Source organism: Pseudoalteromonas sp. GutCa3 (assembly GCF_002836155.1).
GTDB lineage: Bacteria > Pseudomonadota > Gammaproteobacteria > Enterobacterales > Alteromonadaceae > Pseudoalteromonas > Pseudoalteromonas arctica.
This window is the reverse complement of the sequence record NZ_PJBK01000100.1, coordinates 113,853-134,147: the sequence shown is the minus strand read 5'-3', so window position 1 is coordinate 134,147 and position 20,295 is coordinate 113,853. Positions and strand designations below refer to the sequence as shown.

At 38.4% G+C, this 20,295-nt stretch carries 14 protein-coding genes; 8 read left to right on the top strand and 6 right to left on the bottom strand.

Annotation, left to right across the window (positions count from 1 at the left end; all coding sequences use genetic code 11):
- Positions 1-204 precede the first annotated feature (204 nt).
- Positions 205-1,698 carry a guanosine-5'-triphosphate,3'-diphosphate diphosphatase gene (gppA, locus tag CXF64_RS18000; protein ID WP_010555420.1) on the bottom strand — a complete coding sequence of 498 codons (1,494 nt, stop codon included), beginning with the start codon at positions 1,696-1,698 and terminating at the stop codon, positions 205-207.
- Positions 1,699-1,741: 43 nt separating this feature from the next.
- Complete coding sequence (gene rhlB, locus CXF64_RS17995; protein WP_002960940.1) at positions 1,742-3,019, bottom strand: ATP-dependent RNA helicase RhlB; 1,278 nt, start codon at positions 3,017-3,019, stop codon at positions 1,742-1,744.
- Positions 3,020-3,110: 91 nt separating this feature from the next.
- Between rhlB and trxA the strand changes: the two genes are divergently transcribed.
- The gene (trxA, locus tag CXF64_RS17990) at positions 3,111-3,437 is read left to right on the top strand and encodes a thioredoxin TrxA (protein ID WP_002960942.1); all 327 of its coding nucleotides are present in this window, start codon (positions 3,111-3,113) and stop codon (positions 3,435-3,437) included.
- 185 nt (positions 3,438-3,622) lie between these two features.
- A complete protein-coding gene (rho, locus tag CXF64_RS17985; protein ID WP_002960945.1) occupies positions 3,623-4,882 on the top strand; it encodes a transcription termination factor Rho in 1,260 nt (419 codons plus the stop codon).
- 63 nt (positions 4,883-4,945) lie between these two features.
- Here the strand turns inward: rho and CXF64_RS17980 are convergent, their stop codons facing one another.
- The gene (locus CXF64_RS17980) at positions 4,946-7,765 is read right to left on the bottom strand and encodes an ATP-binding protein (RefSeq protein ID WP_101217685.1); all 2,820 of its coding nucleotides are present in this window, start codon (positions 7,763-7,765) and stop codon (positions 4,946-4,948) included.
- Positions 7,766-7,841: 76 nt separating this feature from the next.
- Between CXF64_RS17980 and CXF64_RS17975 the strand changes: the two genes are divergently transcribed.
- On the top strand, positions 7,842-8,414 hold the full coding sequence (locus CXF64_RS17975) for a DNA-J related domain-containing protein (protein ID WP_007580582.1): 573 nt from the start codon (positions 7,842-7,844) through the stop codon (positions 8,412-8,414).
- Between the two features lie 22 nt (positions 8,415-8,436).
- Here the strand turns inward: CXF64_RS17975 and dbpA are convergent, their stop codons facing one another.
- The gene (dbpA, locus tag CXF64_RS17970; RefSeq protein WP_007580581.1) at positions 8,437-9,825 is read right to left on the bottom strand and encodes an ATP-dependent RNA helicase DbpA; all 1,389 of its coding nucleotides are present in this window, start codon (positions 9,823-9,825) and stop codon (positions 8,437-8,439) included.
- A gap of 191 nt (positions 9,826-10,016) precedes the next feature.
- Between dbpA and CXF64_RS17965 the strand changes: the two genes are divergently transcribed.
- The 3 genes from CXF64_RS17965 to CXF64_RS17955 all read left to right on the top strand — a co-directional run bounded on the left by CXF64_RS17965 (position 10,017) and on the right by CXF64_RS17955 (position 14,705).
- Positions 10,017-12,095 (top strand): TonB-dependent siderophore receptor, encoded by a 2,079-nt coding sequence (locus tag CXF64_RS17965; protein ID WP_101217684.1) that lies wholly within the window; start codon positions 10,017-10,019, stop codon positions 12,093-12,095.
- 181 nt (positions 12,096-12,276) lie between these two features.
- Positions 12,277-13,677, top strand: a complete 1,401-nt coding sequence (locus CXF64_RS17960; RefSeq protein WP_101217683.1) for a M20/M25/M40 family metallo-hydrolase — start codon at positions 12,277-12,279, stop codon at positions 13,675-13,677.
- Between the two features lie 86 nt (positions 13,678-13,763).
- Entirely contained in the window at positions 13,764-14,705 is a 942-nt protein-coding gene (locus tag CXF64_RS17955; protein WP_101217682.1) for a tetratricopeptide repeat protein, read from the top strand.
- Positions 14,706-14,738: 33 nt separating this feature from the next.
- Here CXF64_RS17955 and CXF64_RS17950 read toward each other — a convergent pair whose 3' ends face one another.
- On the bottom strand, positions 14,739-16,700 hold the full coding sequence (locus CXF64_RS17950) for an alpha/beta hydrolase family protein (protein WP_101217681.1): 1,962 nt from the start codon (positions 16,698-16,700) through the stop codon (positions 14,739-14,741).
- 95 nt (positions 16,701-16,795) lie between these two features.
- A complete protein-coding gene (locus CXF64_RS17945) occupies positions 16,796-17,701 on the bottom strand; it encodes a DUF808 domain-containing protein (RefSeq protein ID WP_101217690.1) in 906 nt (301 codons plus the stop codon).
- A 145-nt stretch (positions 17,702-17,846) separates the two neighbouring features.
- On the opposite strand from CXF64_RS17945, the gene CXF64_RS17940 reads away from it, so the two are divergent.
- Both CXF64_RS17940 and CXF64_RS17935 read left to right on the top strand, forming a co-directional pair.
- Positions 17,847-18,128, top strand: coding sequence for an MliC family protein (locus CXF64_RS17940; RefSeq protein ID WP_007580576.1), 282 nt, complete (start codon positions 17,847-17,849; stop codon positions 18,126-18,128).
- A gap of 66 nt (positions 18,129-18,194) precedes the next feature.
- Entirely contained in the window at positions 18,195-20,225 is a 2,031-nt protein-coding gene (locus CXF64_RS17935; protein WP_101217680.1) for a methyl-accepting chemotaxis protein, read from the top strand.
- Positions 20,226-20,295: the final 70 nt, after the last annotated feature.

Sequence of the window (20,295 nt, the reverse complement as noted above, 5' to 3'; positions counted from 1 at the left end):
CAAACTAAGTTTTACTTAACACCCTGAGTTGTTCGTGCCTCGCTATGCGTTGGCGTTTCCCGTCTCAGTGGGGTCGCATTATAGGGAGATCCGAAAACAGATCAACCCTTTTTTGAAGAAAACTTGAAATAATGTGCTGTTCGCACATATTTGCATCGAAATGGTTACTTTAAACACTAAAAAGGCCCTGGTGGGCCTTTTTAATTAGTTTACTATGAGCTTCCACCCAAGTTTACCTTGTTGTTTAGACTCTTGTTGTAGCTCGCTGGCCATTAATGGATGATCTTTTAACCAGTTACTTTCAAACTTAAGGTCTAACACTTCATTTTTAGCAGTTAACTTAAACTTAGGCAGTACGTCATCTTGTCTGCGCATTGATAAGATGACTGCTATTCGTAGTAATCTCACTATATATTGCGCTAATAGACTATTTACGCCGAGTGAATTAAAACAGCCTTTTGGAAAATCAGAACGATGCGCATCCGCTACCGCTACTATTAATTTATGCTCTGACTGTGAAAAACCAGGCATATCAGTATTTTCCAAAATATAAGCAGTGTGTTTATGGTACTGCTTATATTCTATTAGTAATCCAATCTCATGAAGCTGCGCTACCGCTTTTAATAGTGGTAACCCATTTAAACTTTCAATTGGCCAATCTTTATCAATACTTACCGCTAACTGCATAGCCAAGCTTGAAACTCGACACGCTTGTTTTTGATCAACGTGATAACGACTCATAAACCCATCAACTGTGCGTTTACGAATGTCGTTATTATGAAACTCCGGAACCATGCTATATAAAACACCTTCACGCAGTGCTCCACCCGCCAACCCCATTTTTTCTATTTCAAGAGATTCAAATAGTGCGATTAAGATTGCAAGTCCTGATACAAATACCAGTCGACGGTCTTCACTTAATCCAGGAAGGTCTAGCGCTGCAATAGTGCTAAATGCAATTGCTTGCTCTTTTATAGTGTTGAGCTTTTCAAGCGTAAGTAAATCGTCAAGATTTTGAGCGACCATAATTTCTTGAATTGCTTGCACTGTGCCAGAAGCACCAGATGCAATTTGCCATCCCGCTGTTTTATATTCTGGAGAAATTTCATCAATGACTGTACGAGCTGCCTTTATGGCTGCGTTAAAGTTACTCTTACTTAATTGGCAATCTTTAAAGTAGCGCTCAAGATAGGTAACACAGCCCATATTGAGGCTTTTGTAATGTAAGGCATCAAATGCTTTACCAATTACAACTTCGGTACTTGCACCACCAATGTCAATAACAAGCTGTTTGCCAGTACAAGATGAAGTATGAGCAACACCTTTATAAATTGTGCGCGCTTCTAATTCTCCGCTAATAACATTAATGTTATGGCCAAGAATCTTTTCTGCATGATTTTTGAATACTTCGGCGTTAGTTGCTAACCGTAAGGTGGCTGTTGCTACTATGGTGATGTTTTTATCTGGGATATCTTGTAGACGCTCAGCAAAAAGGGCAAGGCATTCCCAGCCTCGCTGCATTGCTTCAGTGCTCAATACGTTATCTTTATCAAGCCCTGCGGCTAATCGGACTTTGCGTTTAACACGTCCAATTGTTTGTAGACCGCCAGCAATTGATTTGGCTATAAGCATATGAAAGCTATTTGAGCCCAAATCAATAACTGCGTACACATTTTTTTGCGGTTTAAGTTGCCCCACCGTTCAAAAACCTCTAGTTACTACTACTTATACAAACGGTCGTTTACGACCGTCCTTTTTGGTAACTATTATTTGGGCGACGTCCGCTGTTATTACTACGGTTACGTGGACCTGTTGAATAGTTGCGCTTTCTTTGAATAATAGGCTGAGTTAAATCATCTAGCAATGCTGTTTTATCATAATGTGATAAAGGAATGCTGTGCTCTATATATTCTTCAATTTCATGCAGGTTATATGCATATTGCTCACATGCAAAACTAATTGCGTGGCCTGATGCACCAGCGCGGCCAGTACGACCAATACGGTGAACATAGTCTTCACAATCGTCAGGTAAATCAAAGTTAAATACATGACTTACTTCTGGAATATGAAGACCACGCGCTGCAACATCAGTCGCAACCAAAAAGTCTAAGTCGCCTTTGCTAAACTGCGCTAATATAGTTTGGCGTTTTTTCTGGTTAACATCACCAGTAAGCATACCTACACGATGACCGTCTGACTTAAGCCAAGCATATACTGTTTCACAACTGTGCTTGGTATTTGCAAACACGATTGCTTTCTCTGGCCATTCTTCTTCAATTAAGGTTAACAACAGCTTAATTTTATCTTCTTGCGAAGGATGAAATAGCTCTTCTTGAATACGTTTACCCGTTTTAACGTCAGGTTCAATTTGAACATGTTCTGGGTTTGTCATGTGCTCAAAAGCTAATTCTTGTACGCGATACGATAATGTGGCAGAAAATAATAAGTTTAAACGCTTTGATGTATCTGGCATACGATCGAACATATAGCGAATATCTTTGATAAAACCTAAATCGAACATACGATCAGCTTCGTCAAGCACGACTACCTCAATTTCATTAAGGGTGTAACAGCCTTGCTTATACAGATCAATTAGACGACCTGTAGTACCAATTAAAATATCAACGCCTTTTTCTAGTTGTGCACGTTGTTTTTCGTAATCTTCGCCACCATATACTAAACCTAAGTTAAGATTACAGTGCGGCGCTAAAATTTTAGCATCTTTGTGTATCTGAATCGCAAGCTCCCGAGTAGGGGCCATGATCAGGGCTCTTGGATGTTTACTAGGTGCTTTGCTAGATTGTAATAACCGATGGCACGTGGCAGTTAAAAACGCCAACGTTTTGCCTGTACCTGTTTGAGCTTGGCCCGCGATATCGCGTCCATCACAAATAAAAGGTAGGCATTTTGCTTGAATAGGTGTGCAATATTCAAACCCATTCTCGGTTAAACCGGCAACCACTTCCGGTGCGATAGCAAAGTCTGAAAACTTTTTATCGGTTAAATGTGTCTTAGTCATAGCGTTTAAGCATAACGTTTAAACTTGCAATAAGAAACAAGAGTGTTTAAATACGCACTAAATATTTCGCCTAACTAAATCGGAGAGCGCAATGAGCGAGAAAATAATCCAAATTACTGACGATAGCTTTGAAGCTGACGTATTACAATCTGACAAACCAGTACTAGTAGATTTCTGGGCTGAATGGTGTGGACCTTGTAAAATGATCGCCCCTATTCTTCACGAAGTTGCTGATGAATACGACAGCCGTGTGACTGTTGCTAAATTAAACATTGACCAAAATGCTGGCACACCGCCAAAATTTGGTATTCGTGGTATCCCTACTTTACTTCTTTTTAAAGATGGTCAAGTAGCTGCAACGAAAGTAGGTGCTCTTTCAAAAACTCAACTTATTGAGTTTTTAGAAAACAACATCTAACTGTAAGCTAGAACAATAAAAAGGGCTTTTTGCCCTTTTTTAAATTTATTTTGTATAAAGACTGGACGCTTTGCCAGTGAACTGCTAGTTTATAAAGCCAACTAATCCTTAGTTATATTCAACAAACCTCACTCAACGATCAAAGCGATTTTGAGTATGACAACTGTAATAAAGAACCCACCAATATGCATTTACGCGAATTAAAAGACAAGTCCATTAAAGAGCTTGTAGACTTAGCTGAGTCCATGGGGCTCGAAAACGTAGCCCGCTTAAGAAAGCAAGATATCATTTTTGCCATTCTTAAATCCCATGCCAAAGGCGGAGAGAATATCTTCGGCGGCGGTGTATTAGAGATTTTACAAGATGGTTTCGGCTTCTTAAGATCATCAGAAGCCTCTTACTTAGCTGGCCCAGATGACATTTATGTTTCACCTAGCCAAATTCGCCGTTTCAGCATGCGTACTGGCGATTCAATTTCAGGTCTTATTCGTCCACCTAAAGACGGTGAACGTTACTTTGCTTTACTTAAAGTAAATGAAGTTAACTTTGATAAACCTGAAAACTCTCGAACTAAAATTCTTTTTGAAAACCTTACTCCATTACATGCAAACGAACGTTTTCGCATGGAACGTGGTAACGGCAGTAAAGAAGATATTACAGCCCGTGTACTTGATTTAGCATCTCCTATTGGCCGCGGCCAACGTGGTTTGTTAGTAGCTCCGCCAAAAGCGGGTAAAACAATGCTACTTCAAAATATTGCACAATCAATTACGCACAACCATCCTGATGTAACATTAATGGTTTTACTTATTGATGAACGTCCGGAAGAAGTAACAGAGATGCAACGCCTAGTTAAAGGTGAAGTTATTGCATCAACGTTCGATGAACCAGCTTCTCGTCACGTACAAGTTGCCGAAATGGTTATCGAAAAAGCAAAACGCCTAGTTGAACATAAAAAAGATGTTGTTATCTTATTGGATTCAATCACTCGTTTAGCACGTGCTTATAACACCGTTATTCCTTCATCAGGTAAAGTACTTACTGGTGGTGTTGACGCTAATGCATTACATAAACCTAAGCGCTTCTTTGGTGCTGCACGTAACGTTGAGGAAGGTGGTAGCTTAACAATCATAGCTACAGCTCTTATCGATACTGGCTCTAAAATGGATGAAGTTATCTACGAAGAGTTTAAAGGTACTGGTAACATGGAACTTCACCTTAACCGTAAAATTGCGGAAAGACGTGTATTCCCAGCTATCGACTTTAACCGCTCAGGTACTCGTCGTGAAGAATTACTAACAAAACCAGATGAACTTCAAAAGCTTTGGATTTTACGTAAAATTGTTCATGACATGTCAGAAATTGATGCAATGGAATTCTTAATCGATAAACTATCGATGAGCAAAACCAATGATGAATTTTTTGATTCGATGAGACGCCAATAAAAGCGTTTTAATTGAATAAAAAAGCGCCTTAGGCGCTTTTTTTATGTCTGGATTAAATACAGTTTAACTTTCATTATACTTTTTAAGTACACCCTGCAGCGTATCAACGAGCGCTTTAAAGTCATTTGCACTGCTTTTTTGGCTTCTGCGTAGAAGTGCTCTGTCTAAATTTTTAGCCGATTGCGCAATTTCATCCAAACCAAACATTTGTGCAGCCCCTAAAATGCGATGGCTATCTTTTTGTAGCGCATCTAAATCTTCGCTTATAAAATGCTGCGTAATCGTTTCACTCTCCAAAGCAAAGCTCTGCTTGAAACTAATCACAAGATCGCTCATATCAACTTCATTTTGCTTTGTAATTGGCTGATCTTCTGCATTATGTAGGTGACTAGAAAGCGCTTTATAAAATGACTCTTTGTCTATCGGTTTACCTAAGTAACCAGTAAACCCTAACTCTAAATAACCATCCACTTCATGACTCATAGCATTTGCTGTTAAAGCAAAAATAGGTCGCTCAAAACCACATTGTTTTAATAGCTGAAAAGCAGAACGCCCATCCATCACTGGCATTTGAATATCGAGCAATACCAAATCTGGATATTCTTTTAAGCACTGTTCTACCGCTTGCTCACCATTTTCAACAGCAATAACCTCGAGTCCCATTGAGCGTAAATAACGACTTATTAATCTACGATTATCAGGATGATCCTCCGCAAGTACGACACGCCCTGCTAATTGCTTATTTACCTTTGGAGAACTTTGAGTTTCAATCAGGCTTTGCGATTTATTTACTTCTGCGCACGGTAAAAAGAACGAAAACTGACTGCCCTTTTTATATTCGCTTTGTACGCTGATATAACCACCCATCATCGCAGCTAATTGTTGCGATAAGCTAAGGCCTAACCCTGTACCACCAAAGCGACGGCTAATACTGTTATCAGCTTGGCTAAAGCATTCAAAAATAAGCTTTAACTGTTTAGAGCTCATACCGATACCGGTATCTTTTACAATAATAACTAGTCCTTGCTCACTCTTATTTAATGCAATAATGATCTGCCCAGAATGAGTAAACTTAATAGCATTTGCACATAAGTTTATAAGAATCTGCTTTACGCGTATTAAATCCAGCTTAGTGTAAAACTCATTACCCACTTGATTGTCTAAAATAAGATGTAGATTTTTTGCTTTTGCTTGGGTGATAAACATTGCGTGCACATCATTTACCAGCTCTACAATATCAAAGCACGAAATATTTAACTCTAATCTATTGGCTTCAATTTTACTTAAATCGAGTACATCATTTATTAAGCTTTTTAAATGGTCACTGTGACGCTGAATTACTCTTAATTCATCTTTAAGTGACTCAGGCTCATATAATTCATTAATCAAAGCATCTGTTTGCCCTAAAATAGCCGTTAGTGGAGTGCGAATTTCGTGACTAATATTAGCCAAAAACTGGCTTTTAACATCGTTGGCTTCTCTCAGCTCTTGTGCAATTGCCTGCAATTCTGCAGTACGTTGCGTAACTTGTTCTGTTAACTGCTGCTTAGCGCGTTTTTCTGCACCACGGCGATAAAGCGCAATACCAGTTACGACAACTAAAAGTAATAGTAAAAAAGAGAATAAAGTAAGCTGAGAACGCTGCGACATTTTTAGCTCTTGCACACGGCGATCTTGTTTAAGTTTTTCTATCTCTTGGTTTAATTGCGTTGCTTTAAATTGATGCTGAAGTACCGCTAGTGCATTTATAATTGCCGTACTTCTGAGCTTTCGCAACTCACTAATATATTTTTGTTGCAAAGCCATTGCGCTTGAATAATCGCCTTTACTGGCTTCAAGAAGTGCTTTGGCCCCCAAGCTCTCTCTAATTATTCGCTCACTACCATATTCATGAGCAAGTAAAATTGCTCTATCTAAATTTATTTGCGCCTCTTCTAAGTTACCCTTAACAAACTGAATTTTAGCCAGCGCATGTAGCGCATTAAGCTCTAAATTATGATTATCTATTTTAAGGGCATAGTACTCACCTAATTTAGCTTGCTCGTACGCTTCATCCACTTTTTTTAATACTAAATTAGTGTTAGCTAAATTTGTATATTGTGTAGATAACTTATTGTAATCATTAGCTGAAATATAATAGCGCAGCGCTAGCTGATAATAATGCAGTGCTAAGTCAAATTGATTACTCTCCATATGGGCAACACCCATATTGTTATATACCTGCGCAATACCGCTTTTATCATCTAATCGTTGATAAACCTTAAGTACATCTTGATAAAGACCAAACGCACTATCGTAGCGTGATAAGCGTATATAAACGCCTGCTATATTAAGTAGTATATCGGTTTTATCTTGCTCACTGCCGTACGCCTCGTAGATAGCTTTTGCTTTTAAATAAAACTCTAGGGTATCGCCTAGCTTATTCATATTAAAATAGGCCAAACCAATATTATTTAATAAGTTTGCCTGCTCTAGTAATTGCTTATTCTTTTCTGCTAATGCTAGGGTACGGGTATATTCAATAATCGCTTTTTGAAATAAGCCTTGATAAAAAAGTACAACACCTTGCATTTTAATTGCACGAAAGTGCTCATCAGGGAAGAAAGTATCCGAAGTATGTTGTTCGAGTAATTTAAAGTAATGTAATGAGTCTTTAAAATTATCAACCGATAACGCAGTATTACCCAATGCCGAATAAACAGCGACACGCTCCTTTTTGGAGGCATTTTTATTAGCAAGTAGCATGTTTGCTAATTGTAATTTAGGTTCCCACTGCACTTCGTTTTTGAATTGCTCAAATAACGAATCATTATTTTGGGCATAGCTAGGAGCTATTAGTACACAGCATATAGTAAATAAGAGGCATTTTAACTTGCCCAGCATAATTTTAATCCTTCAAACCGTTACTTATATCAGTGTAATCTTTATTGAAGATACACCAACTACTAGGGCCTAAACAATGCTTAACCCACTGATTGATGAGATTTTTGAGCTAATACTAACAAAGCAGGTTTGGCAAGTTCATACTTTAGCAGCAGAACTGACAAACCGCAGCGCTATGACCACTCTCGATAAAAGTCCTGAACGTGATTTATTTAAACGTAACTTTTTAATCATGAATGCACTGTACCAACTGCAGGCACAATTACGCCCTCAGAGTTTACTCATTTCAGCTCTGCATATCGAGCTTTTAGAAAAAGGAGATAATAGTTTAGTAACAACAAGCGAAAATTTGCGAGATTATTATTTAGATTGGCATAATTACGATACCAGTGAAGAGCAGATTGATGAGCTTTTAAATAGCTTTTGGCGTCAGTTTAAAACGACATCACCACAACAGGCTTTAAATGAAAATGAATTTAAAGCGTTGGCTTTAGAATGGAAGTTACCTGAAAATTTCACTCTTAAAAATGTTCAAAAGCGCTGGAGACAACTTGCATTACAAGTGCACCCAGATAAACCAAATGGCTGTGAAGTTGAGTTTAAAAAAATAAAAATACAATACGAGCAGCTAAAGGTAGCTGCTCGTTAATCTATTAATTTAGAAGTTTAAATTAACGAGTAAGGCGGCGTGCGCGTATTTTACGCCCTTTAATATTGCCTTCGGTTAATTTACGAAGCGCAGGTTTTAATGAGTTACGCTCAACAGCAACAAACGCTACGTTATCAAGTACGTTAATTTTACCCACCTGACGACCTGCAACCCCATCTTTACCCGTTAAAGCACCTAAAATATCACCTGCACGTACTTTTTGTTTTTTACCTGAATCAATCATCAAAGTAACCATTTCAGGGCGGTATGGCGGCTTGTCTAATAAATTAAATGGTGGCATTTGCTCTGGAGTAATATCGCGTTCGTAATGTTCGCCTATTTGAGCAATTTTAAACGCTTCTGCTTCACCGTAAATAGAACATGCAATGCCCTTTTTACCAGCGCGACCTGTACGACCAACACGATGCACATGTGTTTGCGTGTCATGTGCTAAATGGTAGTTAATCACCATATCCATGTCGTCAATATCTAAACCACGTGCAGCAACATCGGTTGCAACAAGTATTGAAGCACTTTTATTTGAAAAGTGAATTAATGTACGTTCACGATCGCGCTGTTCTAAATCACCGTGTAGCGAAACAGCACTAAAGCCTTCATCAGCTAAATCGTCACACACTTGTTGTGTTTCTACTTTAGTATTACAAAACACAACACAGCTTTGTGGTGTAAATTTAAGTAATAATAATTTTAGCGTTGGGTAGCGCTGCTTATTATTATCCATTTTGTAGAAGTACTGCTTAATTGTGCTTTTGGCTTGCTCTTCTTCTACTTTAACCATTTCTGGATTTTTAAGTACACGCTTAGCAATTGCTTCAATAGCTCTTGGGAATGTTGCACTAAATAACAATGTTTGACGATTTTGTGGGATACGCTCAATAATTGCATCAAGTGTATCTTGAAAACCCATATCAAGCATTTGATCGGCTTCATCAAGTACCAATGTTTCAACATCATCTAAACGTAAAGTACCTTTACGAATATGGTCATCAACACGCCCAGGTGTGCCAACAATAATATGCGCGCCATGTTCAAGCGAGCCTATTTGTGGACCAATTGATACACCGCCACATAACGTTAATATTTTAATGTTATGGATACCGCGCGCTAATTTACGCATTTCAACCGCAACCTGCTCGGCAAGCTCACGAGTAGGACACAAGACTAAAGATTGAATACGAAAGCGTTTTACGTTTAATTTAGCTAACACACCCAAGCTAAACGCAGCAGTTTTACCTGAACCGGTTTTTGCCTGAGCAATGATGTCTTTACCAGCAAGTACAGGCGGTAAACTTTGCGCTTGTACGGGTGTCATGTGGGCATAGCCAAGTGTTGATAAATTATCAACGAGTCCAGCTGGTAAAGCCAAAGATGAAAAAGCAGTTGAAGTCACAGTAAGTTCCATAGCAATAAAAATAACGTGGGGGAAAGCCCCACTAAATATGCTGCTAATAATAGCAGAATTCGTAATTAGCAACCATTAACAAACACATAATAAAGTACGTTAACAAAAGGTGTTGAAAATGATAGTAGTTTGCATTAAGATCGCGATTGTTTTTTACATATCACTGCTGGAAGCAAACAATGAAACTGAATTCTCTTTACATAGCACTATTAGCAAGCATTACAACAAACACATACGCAAACACTACTGACCTTGAGCGTATAGAAGTAAAAGGTAGCTACTTTAACGATTACAAAGTAGATAACGCTAATGGCGCAATGAGAACATCAGCTTCATTACTTGAAACCGCACAATCTGTAACCGTAATAACCGACACTATTATTAGTGAGCAACTTGCCACTACCCTTGGCGAAGTACTCACAAATGACGCAAGCTTAACTGCAGGCTCACAACAACGAAATCGTGAGGTATTTAACTTACGTGGGTTTGAGCTAAGCTCATCTACGGGTTATTTACGCGACGGGCATCAACATTGGTCACACTATCAACAACCCATCGAAATTTTGCAACAAGTTGAAGTAATTAAAGGTCCATCAAGCATTTTATATGGTCAGTCAGGCCCGGGTGGCTTGGTTAACATGGTAACTAAAAAACCTACAGCACAAACACTATTTAATGCCAGTGCCGATGTAGATCAGCATGGTTCAACTCGCTTTATGGTAGATGCTGCAGGCGCATTAACTGAATCGGAAGATTTACGTGCTCGTGGTATTTTAGTAAAGCAAGACGTTGACTACTGGCGTGAATACCAAAATGGTGAAAATCGTGAACGCGACCGCTTTTTAGGTGCATTAGTTGTAGATTACGATATTAGCGATAACGCATTAGTACGTGTGCATTACGACCGCACAGATGACGAAGCAGGTTTAGATACTGGCGCATGGATAGACGATAATGCCAATGTAATTGGTAGCGATAAAACAATCCGTGATATGTCTTGGGCGTTCACCGATATTACCGTAGAAAACCTAGGTGTAGACCTAGAGGTATTTTTAACCGATAACTGGCAAGTAAAACTTGGTTACAACGAACAAACGTTTGAACGCCAACGCTTTGAGTCAGCACCTCGCATGCCTAATGGCTTTGCTGAAGGTGACAGCTATGAATCTCGCCCTTACGATCGCTTTGATGATTGGCAATTTAAAACTGCATTTATTGATTTTATTGGTGAGTTTGAAACTGCGGGCATTCAACACCAGTTATTAGTAGGCGCTAACTCGCTTGATTATTACTACGGGCAACGTCGTACCTCTGCCGACTCTTTTGATTTTTCTGCAGGACAAGCAGAACCATCTCGTCCATCAGTAAGCTATAAAACAGATGATACAGTAAGCGAAACTGAATACGACTACTACGGAATTTACGTTCAAGACTTAATTTCGTTCTCGCCTGAGTGGCAACTATCATTGGGTGGTCGTTACGACAAACAAAATAGCACAGGAAATGATAACGAATCATTTGTACCAAAAGTAGGTGTGCTTTATCACCCAAATGCTTCTGCAACTATATACGCTAGTTACTCAGAAGGTTTTGAGCCTCAAGGTAGTGAAACACTGATTGATGAAACAGATGTAAATAACGGCATGAAATTAGATGCTGTTACATCTAAGCAAAGAGAGATTGGTATTAAATGGCAGTTATTTGATGACCGCCTAATGCTTACCAGTGCTATTTTTGATATTAGCAAAGAAGGTACTCTTGTTAGCGAACAACTTGAGACGCCTATTGGCTCATTCACAAGTGAAACAAACCAAATGGGTGAACAACGCCACAAAGGTGTTGAAGTAAGCGCACAAGGTGCCGCTACTGACCGCTTATTTGTTATGGCATCAACTATGTATCTAGATGCTAACTTTGAACGCGATGAAGTATTGGAAGGTAAACGCCCTACCGATGCACCAAAATGGTCGGCATCACTTTGGACGCGTTATGAATTAAACGACGCCATTGCACTTAATGCTGGTGCTTTTTACGAAGGCGAGCGCTTTGCAGATAGCGATAATACAATTACTAAAGATGCATATACACGTGTTGATGTAGGCGCCACTTATAAGTTTAACTTAAGCAATACCGATATTAACTTACGCCTTAACATCGAAAACTTATTTTATAACAGCTACTTAGGTGGTGGCAGCACGAGTAATGTAACTGTTGGCGAGGGTACAAATCTTCGTTTAGCAGCGCAATTTAGCTTTTAAATAAATGCCTTAAATAACAGTGTTAAAATATAGCCCGCGTACATTTACGCGGGCTTTTTTTATATCTAAACGTTTATACCTAACAGCATTAAACCTATTACAAAGCCTATTCATCTCATCTATTTTTTATCATGTTTGTTACATGCTCTAATAGCGCTAATTATTAAAAAGGCCTACCAAAATGAAAAAATTAATTACCGCACTGCTGCTTACTAGCAGTATGGCTGCAAACGCTAACAGCGCCGAATTTACCCAAAAGCAATTACAACAAGTAGACGAAGTGCGCACCTCTGCACTAAATAGTGATTTAAGTTATAAATTACTAGAGTCATTAACAACTGAAGTAGGCCCTCGCTTACCCGGCACTAAAAACGATAAAAAAGCCGTGGCATGGGCTAAAGCTAAATTTAATGAGCTTGGTTTTGATAAAGTATGGCTTGAAGAAGCGACATTTCCTGAATGGCGCCGTTATAGCGAAAGCGGAAAAATACTAACACCAAGCGAGCAACCACTGCACTTAACTGCATTAGGTAACAGTATAAGCACGCCAAAAGATGGGATTACAGCGCCGGTTGTATTATTCGAAACACTTGATGAATTAAAAGCCGCACCGGCGAACAGTTTAAAAGGTAAAATTGCATATATTAATTACCGCATGAACCGCGACATAGACGGGAATGGTTACGGACCTGCTGTAAAAGCACGAGGTACAGGCGCTATAGAAGCGTCTAAAAAAGGCGCTGTTGCCTACATGATGCGCTCTGTTAGTACCGGTCATCATCGCTTTGCACACACCGGTGGTAGTTACTATAAAGAAGGTGTTACAAAAATACCTAACGTAACAATTGCTAACCCAGATGCAGATCAAATAGCACGCTTAGTCGCTTTAAATAAAGACGTATCGGTAAATATTAATGTGCAAACCGAAAGCCTTGGTGAAGGCACTGGTTATAACGTTATTGGCCAATTTAATGGTACCGAAAACCCTGAGCAATATGTATTAATTGGCGGGCATTTAGATTCTTGGGACTTAGGGACTGGCGCATTAGATGACGGCGCAGGCGTTGCACTAACAATGGCAGCCGCTAAACATATTAGCGATGTAAAACGTCCTAAGCGCAGTATTCGTGTGGTGCTTTTTGCAGCTGAAGAGCTAGGTCTTTGGGGTGCAAAAGCTTATTTTGCAGAGCATAAAAACGAGCTAAGCAATATTGTTGCAGCCGCTGAGTCTGATTTTGGCGCCGATGTTGTATATGCTTTTGAGTCGAACGTAAGCGCAGAGTCACTTCCTGTAGTTCGCGCTATAGCAAAAGAACTTGCGCCGTTAAATATTGAGCACATTGGTAAAAACCAAGCGAATGGTGGCCCCGATCTAATTCCACTTAAAGCAGCAACGTCAGCGCCTATTTTTGAACTGGCTCAAGATGGAACAGATTACTTTGATTACCACCATACAGCTGACGATACGCTTGATAAAGTAACACCTGCTAAGCTTCGTCAAAATACCGCTGCATATGCTGTATTTGCTCTAATGGCTGCCGATGCAAAAACCACTATCAAGCCTAAAGCTCAAAATAAGTAATAACAGACATACTTACTTACAGTTTGTAGCTTTAACTAACACGCTTCTTGTTTTACCTTTAGGTAATTAAACAAGGAGCGTGCTTTATGTTACTTTTCAACACGAGTGAATCATTTCCACATTTTGCACAAATAACACGCTGCCCTCACTGCCAAAGCGACGCCTACCATTTAGTAAATAAAAGCCGCTATTTACGATTTAGCATTTTACCTATGCTTGCCTTAAAATTAAGCTATAAACGCGAGTGCTATCAATGCGGAAAAAGCGAACCTGTTAAAATACCGCAACTACCGTTAATAGAAAAACTAAGCCTACCTAAATACTTTATTGGCGTATTTTTATTGCTTTGGATTGTTTCTTTTTTTTATCAACAACACCTTGATACCGAGACTCAAAAGCAAAGCTATTTGAATACACCTAAAATATATGACACCTACTTAGTACACGCCGACAAATTTACACACGAACCCTGGACCCTAACCAATTTAAGAATTGCTCAAGTTTTAAGTTTTGATAAGCAGTTTATTACCTTTCAGATAAGCAACTACAGCTATAAACGTAATAATAGTATTACCTTGGCAATGCGTACCAGCCAACTAATTCAAGACAATTACTTCTCCACTAAAACAATCACCCTCCCTCGTGATGAAGTAGCACGCCTTTACAACGACGAAGCTATTTACGACGTGCTGCGCCCCTATGCCAACATCCTTTATGGTGGGTTTGTGATGCATCCTCCCAAACCTAAGCCACTATATAAAGGCTTAAAGCTCGATAAAAACAATCAACAAGGCATTATTTATTTTAAAGATGGTTTGTTTATTGAAGCATTTAATAGCTTTAAGCAAGCTGCTGAAGCGGGCTCTCAATGGGGGCAATTAAATTTAGCGCAAATGTATCGTGATGGTCAGGGAATAGATCAGGATCAACAGCAAGCTATTTATTGGTACAAAAAGGCCATTGAGCAAAAAAATACTAAAGCACAATTTGAATTGGAATCTCTTTGTAAAATAGCTAACTGTGAATAAAGCAGCAAGTATGTTACTTGCTGCTTTAATATTTTATAACTCTAAATGTTTATCTAAAAAATTAATTACTTGTTTGTAGTAAGCAGTTCTGTGCTCTTCTTTGTAAAAACCATGGCCCTCATCCTCCAATAACACGTACTTATAAGGATGGTTAGCCTTTTTCAATGCAGCAATTAATGATTCGGCTTGTTCAATAGGGGCTCGTGCATCTTCACCTGCGTGAACTATGAACACAGCTGCTTTAAGCTTATCTATATTATAGCTAGGTGAAAATGCCTTCAAAAGCGTTTCATCAGTGCCTAAAACGTTTTCAAGATAGTTTTGTCCTGTACTACGCCCTGAAATATCACCTTCTTCAAACATTAGCGGTAGGTCATAAATACCAACTGTGCCAATTGCACACTTAAACATGTCTGGCTCTAAAATGGCGCTCTGCAAAGCTGAATAAGCACCAAAGCTTGATCCCATTATACAAATGTTGTTTTTGTTTACCGTTCCATTAGAAATTAAAAACTTAACACCATCAATAATATCAAACTGAATATCAGAACCCCACTTTTGGTAACCTGCTTCTTCGAAGTTTCGACCAAACCCACCAGAACCTCTAAAATTAACTCTTAGTACAGCCATTCCCCTACTTGCTAATAACTGTACCTCAGAATCATAACCCCAATAATCACGAGGGCCATGTGGACCGCCATGAGGCATTACAACTAGAGGTAAGTTTTTATCTTCTAGACCATTAGGAACAGTTAAATACCCATAAATAGTTAAACCATCCCGAGTTTTATATTGAATAGGTTTTGTCTTTGAAAGCTCATTTTCGTTCAGCCAGCCACGCGCTGAAAATAATATTCTTAGCTTATTTTGTACCCCATCGTATAAGTAATATTTACCAGGGTTGGTATCACTTGATGCGTAAATAACATTAATATCGCCATTAGAGGTGCTACTGACTAACTGCACTTGGTCGCCCTGCAATGCTTCTATCAAAGACTTTAAACGAACACTTTTATGAGAGTCTTTATCTATAAAAGCATAGTTTGGATAACCTAACTCACTTTCTATTGCAAATAATTCTTTTGAAACTTCATCAACCCACACTCTTTTTGGAGATACATATTGTTCTTGATGAACTAATTCAATTTCCTTAGTATTTAAATTTAGTTTATATAATCCTTCAGCCTCTCCACCAACAGAAGCAGTCATATAAATGTTGTCACCAGACTTATCAAAAGCTTTTAGTCTAATATCGCCATAACTAACCTCTCCTAAATTTAATTTCTCCCAGTCACCGCCATCTTTTGCCTTAGTATGTATTTTTGCATCTATATAATTATCTGTAGATACTGAAACTCGAACATTACCATCATGATCAGTTAAAAATTCAGCCATACGTGATGGAGACAAAGTAACTTGCTTCCTTTTGCCCGTATATACATCTACTTCATAGACAATAGTATGCGGTTCATTACTCGAGGTCCAAGGATAGGTAACTACTAACATTTTTCTTTTGTTAGTAACTAAGGGATCTAATACAAATGAAGTTCCGTATAAAGGAGTCTGCCTTTTAAGGCGTGTACCTGTTTGCATTTCACCATGGTAACCAATTAGATATTTACCTCTAGCTCCATTAGCATTTACGCCAAATATCTCACCATGATATTCAGGGTGGTCTTGCCACCCTTTTAAATACTCTTTAGTAACAACAACTCGTTCATTATTAACCCAATGATAATCACCAACTTGAGCATTTCCTTCAAAGGCAACTGCATGAAGCATTTTAAAGTTTTCAGTATCAAAAATAACAAGCGCATTTTTACCTGCAACTTTATTTATAACCGCTAAATACTCGCCGCCTGGAGAAATAGTAGCGTGATTAAACTCTTTATTTTTACTGAAGTACTCCACGGGGATTTGGGGCTGCTTTGAGAAGCTAAAAAAGCTTACAAATAACAGAAGTACTAACAAGTTACATCTTAAAAGAAAATTCATCATAATTCCCTGTATTAACAACAAGAAGTCATAATATATAAAGTCTTATATAAAGTCTTATAAAATGTAACGAAAATGATAACTCAATGTGTCTGCTATTTTTTAAATAACTTTGTATAACCTACATGTATAAGCACAACAACTAAGCCGGCAATAACACCTAGCAAACCATCAAACAAGAGAGGCGCTAATACTTCTCCTGTGCCGCCAGCAACAGACTGAGCATAGCTTGTTACATCCAACTGAGTATGATGTAGTAACTCAACGCCATGTACTAAAATACCACCGCCTACTAAAAACATCGCAATGGTGCCTGCAAAAGCTAAAAACTGCATTAATCTAGGTGCAGCAGCTAGTAAGCCTTTTCCGAGTAACTCTTTAAATTTATTTGCTGACACTTTAGATTGGTTAAGTAGATAAAGCCCTGCATCATCCAATTTTACAATACCGGCCACCAAGCCATAAACGCCAATCGTCATTATAATTGCGATAACACAAAGCACTAAAGCTTGGTTAAGCAATGTAGCACCAGCCACTGTGCCTAAAGTAATAACAATAATTTCGGCAGAAAGAATGAAGTCGGTTCTTATTGCGCCTTTTATTTTTTGCTTTTCGTATCCGACTAAGTCTAATTTTTCATCCTCATCTACCACTTCATTGTGATGAGGCAAAAACTTAGCAAATACTTTTTCAGCTCCCTCAAAACATAAAAATAAACCACCCATCATTAACAGAGGTGTTATTAACCAAGGCAGCCATACGCTTATTAATAAAGCGGCGGGTACGAGTATCGTTTTATTTAAAAATGAGCCCTTTGCCACAGCCCAAACAACCGGTAATTCACGCTCTGCTGCAACACCTGTAACCTGCTGTGCATTGAGCGCTAAGTCATCGCCTAATACACCCGCTGTTTTTTTTGTTGCTACCTTACTCATTGTCGCAATGTCATCAAGTAAAGTGGTTATATCGTCTAATAACGTTAAAAGGTTAGTGCCTGCCATAAAGCTTCCGAGCTCAAAAAATATTGCTATAAACATAACGTAAAGCGCTACTTTCACCAACGGTTAATTTTGCTTTGTTATTCTTACATTAGATTAAAATTTTGCCCTGTGTTTTAACTAACTTGTAAAGAAGATGGGAGGAAAAATGAAAGTATATTTAGCATTAATCGCTATTTTACTAAGCTTAACCGCATGTAGTGATTTACAAACCAGTACTGCTTACCAATGCGATGATGAGAGCGTAAAACTCAATATCATTAATAATTCTGAAGCCGAACTTATCTTTAACAATAAAGTGCATGTACTTAATCACGAAAAAAGTGCATCAGGGAATAAATATATAAGTGAAGAGGTACTGTTTTGGGGTAAGGGAAATGAAGCCATGCTAATCATTGCTGGTAAAAAAAGACAGTGCATCAAGGTTTAACACAAAACTAACCAATAAATTACAGCAATGCTACAATAATTAAAGACCCATTATTGTGATGAAGTTATGCGTTCAATTGCGATCAAACATAAAATAATTTTAGCTTTTACAGCCATTGGTTTATTGGTGCTAACAAGTAGTGTGTTTTTTTATTGGTCATTAAACAAAATTAGCGTTAACAATACCCGAACAGAAAAATTAGCGGTTCCTGTACAACAGTTCAGTAAAGATTTAAGGCTATCACTACTGTCTATTACCAAATTTAACGCCTTAGCTTACAGCCAAGCAAACCTTGATTTACTTCAACAAAATAAAAAACAGTCGCAAGCTGAGCAACAACAATTTAGCGATATGCTCAATTCGTTAAGCACTCAACTAAATCAACAAATAACAATGCAAAATTTACTCGCCAGTACCAACGAAGGCTTTGAGCAACTGACTAAAGTAAGTGTCGCAATGTTTAGCGCTAAAGAGAGTAAGTTTTTAGCGCAAAATTCCACCATAGAATTATCAGCAACGTTTAACGAGCAACTTTACAATTTAAGTTCTAACTTACTTGATATAGAACTTTTAGAAGTGCCTGCAAAACAGCAGGCGCTACTTAATGCTATGTTTGGAACAGCGACCCGTATAGATGATTTATTGTTTAACTTAAGCAATAATATAAAAAGCATTACTCAAACTACAAGTATCAATGATTTAAATAGTCATCAGCAAGATACTCTATTTCTACTAGATAACATCCAACCTAATTTCACCTATTTAGAGCAACAAGCGCTACCTTTTAATAATGCGTTTAACGCTAAAAATTTAACGGCTAAATTTAATCAATTAAGAGAGTTACTTAACAACAATACAGGAATTTATGCCCAACAAAATAAAGTACTCAAAAGTACTATTGCTGCGGCTCAAAATTTTGAACACTTTCAACAGCAATTTATAACAACAGAAAGTCAGCTTATTGAACTTAATAAATTGGCTGATAAGCGCTTTAATGCATTACAAACTAATGCAAAGGCCGCCATAAATACTGGGATTAGTTCTGTAGTAATTATTACGCTTGTTTTAATTATATTGATTATCGCTATCTCTATTTTTACAACTCGCGCAATGCTAAAACCGCTTAAAAAAGTAAACCGCGATTTAGCCCGAATCGCCTCAGGTGATTTATCAAAGCGAAGCCATCCGCGCAGTAAAGATGAATTTGGTACTTTGCTAAATAACATAAATAAACTCAGTGAAGACCTTACCCAGTTAATTGGCGCAATTAGTAGTGACGCCCATGAACTAGACCGCAGCGCTATTAAAACCAGTGAAAAAGGTCAGCAAATGACGGTTGTTGCACAACAGCAGTTGGAGCGAAGCGCGCAGGCAACATCGCTTGCACAAAATATGCTAACCAACTCACAAGCGGTTTATGAACAAGCAGATAAAACATCAAGTGAAATAACCAATGCATCGCAATTTGCCAATGACGTAAACAAGATTGCTAATCAAAATAGTCTAAGTATAGAAACTTTATTACAGCGCCTTGATAAAGCAGTAGGCAGCACTGAGGAACTAGCCCAACACACTCAGCTTATTGAAGCCATTGTTGAAACAATTAGCAGCATTGCCGAGCAGACCAACTTATTGGCACTCAATGCTGCAATTGAAGCAGCGCGAGCGGGTGAAAACGGACGCGGGTTTGCTGTAGTTGCTGATGAGGTTCGATCATTAGCTGCACGTACACAGACCTCGACTAGCGAAATAAACACCATGATCCAAACATTGCAACAACACACTAAAACAACTCAAGAACACATTACCGATGGCCAACACCAAGCCAAGCAATGTGTTAAAAACAGCACTGAACTAAATAAAGCCGTAGAGCGTATTAAAAGCACATTGTCGTCTGTTAATCAGATGAGTGAGCAGATTGCTCATGCATCACATGAGCAATTGACTAACAGTAACGACATTCAACAAATAATGGCCAAGGTGACAGAGCAAGCAACCTTGAATGCCAAAAACGCGACAACCCTAGCAAGCGAAAGTGAAGACGTAAATCAACTTGCACACTCCTTAACAAGTGCCGTAGAGCGCTTTAAGTTTTAAGTGCAAGTAATGACTTGGCTTGCATGAAATGGGTATAATACTTCAACTCTTTTGCTTAATAGCGGCCCAC

Excerpts from the sequence above, each read along its gene's own strand:
- rhlB (WP_002960940.1), bottom strand. The coding sequence starts at position 3,019 with ATGACTAAGACACATTTAACCGATAAAAAGTTTTCAGACTTTGCTATC.
- trxA (WP_002960942.1), top strand. The coding sequence starts at position 3,111 with ATGAGCGAGAAAATAATCCAAATTACTGACGATAGCTTTGAAGCTGAC.
- rho (WP_002960945.1), top strand. The coding sequence starts at position 3,623 with ATGCATTTACGCGAATTAAAAGACAAGTCCATTAAAGAGCTTGTAGAC.
- CXF64_RS17980 (WP_101217685.1), bottom strand. The coding sequence starts at position 7,765 with ATGCTGGGCAAGTTAAAATGCCTCTTATTTACTATATGCTGTGTACTA.
- CXF64_RS17975 (WP_007580582.1), top strand. The coding sequence starts at position 7,842 with ATGCTTAACCCACTGATTGATGAGATTTTTGAGCTAATACTAACAAAG.
- CXF64_RS17965 (WP_101217684.1), top strand. The coding sequence starts at position 10,017 with ATGAAACTGAATTCTCTTTACATAGCACTATTAGCAAGCATTACAACA.
- CXF64_RS17960 (WP_101217683.1), top strand. The coding sequence starts at position 12,277 with ATGAAAAAATTAATTACCGCACTGCTGCTTACTAGCAGTATGGCTGCA.
- CXF64_RS17955 (WP_101217682.1), top strand. The coding sequence starts at position 13,764 with ATGTTACTTTTCAACACGAGTGAATCATTTCCACATTTTGCACAAATA.
- CXF64_RS17950 (WP_101217681.1), bottom strand. The coding sequence starts at position 16,700 with ATGAATTTTCTTTTAAGATGTAACTTGTTAGTACTTCTGTTATTTGTA.
- CXF64_RS17945 (WP_101217690.1), bottom strand. The coding sequence starts at position 17,701 with ATGGCAGGCACTAACCTTTTAACGTTATTAGACGATATAACCACTTTA.
- CXF64_RS17940 (WP_007580576.1), top strand. The coding sequence starts at position 17,847 with ATGAAAGTATATTTAGCATTAATCGCTATTTTACTAAGCTTAACCGCA.
- CXF64_RS17935 (WP_101217680.1), top strand. The coding sequence starts at position 18,195 with ATGCGTTCAATTGCGATCAAACATAAAATAATTTTAGCTTTTACAGCC.